This window comes from Winogradskyella pulchriflava, assembly GCF_042434315.1.
In the GTDB taxonomy this organism is placed as follows: Bacteria; Bacteroidota; Bacteroidia; order Flavobacteriales; family Flavobacteriaceae; genus Winogradskyella; species Winogradskyella pulchriflava.
Genome location: NZ_JBHLTQ010000012.1, coordinates 1 through 1591, shown reverse-complemented (window position 1 = coordinate 1591; position 1591 = coordinate 1). Strand labels below are relative to the sequence as shown.

At 33.1% G+C, this 1591-nt stretch carries 1 protein-coding gene; it reads right to left on the bottom strand.

The window, feature by feature from the left end; all coding sequences use genetic code 11:
- Positions 1-275: 275 nt before the first annotated feature.
- A partial coding sequence (locus ACFFGA_RS14840) for a hypothetical protein (protein WP_386065201.1) occupies positions 276-1591 on the bottom strand: 1316 nt, incomplete at its 5' end.

Sequence of the window (1591 nt, the reverse complement as noted above, 5' to 3'; positions counted from 1 at the left end):
TAACTGTTCCTAAAAAATCCCTTGAGATTTCATTACCAAAGTATTGAGAAAAGGTATCAGGTATATTTTCTTGTTGTGCACCACCCGAATTTCCGTCATCCTTATGACAGGATGAAAATATAAAAAGACTTAAACTAAGAAGGGTTGAGATAATTTTTGTTGATTTCATAACTGTTGGTTTTTCTTTTTCATAATGTAGATACAAAAAACAACAAATGGTTGCGTGAAAATTCGTATAAATAAAAAAAAGCCTTCTCAATTGAGAAGGCTTTTTTTTACTCGTCTCTAAGGACATGTACAACACCAGAAATAGTGCGTAAATTGCCATTAAAGTTATAGTAATCGCCACTAAAGTTGACGTCTATATACTCCCCAACCTCACCAAATGATGTTATATTGTATATAATACTATTATTATCTGTTGACATATTCATATAATCAAGATAGAATCCTGTGTCATTAGGGGTGTCAGAGTTATATGTGTCATAAGTTCCAGTATAGCTAGAAGAGTTTAAGGTTCCATAAAATACGAAGCTACCTCCACTGCCATTGCCATTAATTACATAGCCAGTGATTTGGAGATAATGATTTTCTGGATTATAATATGTTGTGATATTCTCCGTATTGTCAGGAGAGAACCAATCTACACCATCACGATTAAATTCTATATATTCTGTTGCAGAGTTACAAGCCTGTAGCACTCCAATATTTGTCAACGGACTTGTAAAAGTATAATTTAGACTTCCTGTTCTTTGGTCATTGTCATAATCTCTACCATTTATTTTAAAATTATTATTTTCTTCACATCTGATAGTATTCATTTCAAAATTACCATCATCAATTAGATCCGTTATTGTTTCGGTGCCATAAGTTATTAAATTGTCGTATGTTAATTGTGCATACCCATTTGTGACAGGATCACCATCACAAGTATTAAAAGTGCCAGTTACAGTTTCTGTAATGATATTTGAATCACTTGGAATTATAATTGAAATTTCACCGCTATTAATAAATTCTCCAATCGATTGTGAGAAAATAGAAACTCCATCACATAATTCATTTGCAAATACATTAAGTTCTAAATTTTCGTATCTAGGTATAATGCCACAAACTTTTCCATGCTTGTTAGTATAACCAATTACTGATTCATATGTAGAACTAATAATTTCAACCCCTATATTACTTAATGAGATTCCACCTTCATAAAAAACATCTACACACAAATTTACTGTTTGAGCAGAAACATCACAGTTCCAAAATGAGAAATGAGATACGTTACCAACATACATATTACCTTGTAAAGTAGCGAAGCCCTCTTCTTTCCAATAACCTCTAGCTTCATCAAAATGCCAAAGTGGTATTGTTGCAGGAGCAATATTAATTTGGTTAGGATCTACAGGTATTTTTATTTCAGAGGTTGACCCTTGGGCCAAATTTAAATCCTCACCACCTGAGCCTTTAAGCTCTACGGCAAGCATGCCTAATGTTTGAAGCATACGTTCTGCACCATCTTCATTTTCGGCATATAACATACCTGGCATTTGCATTGGCATATCTTCATCTGCTGGGTCTAAATGATGCATAATAACAT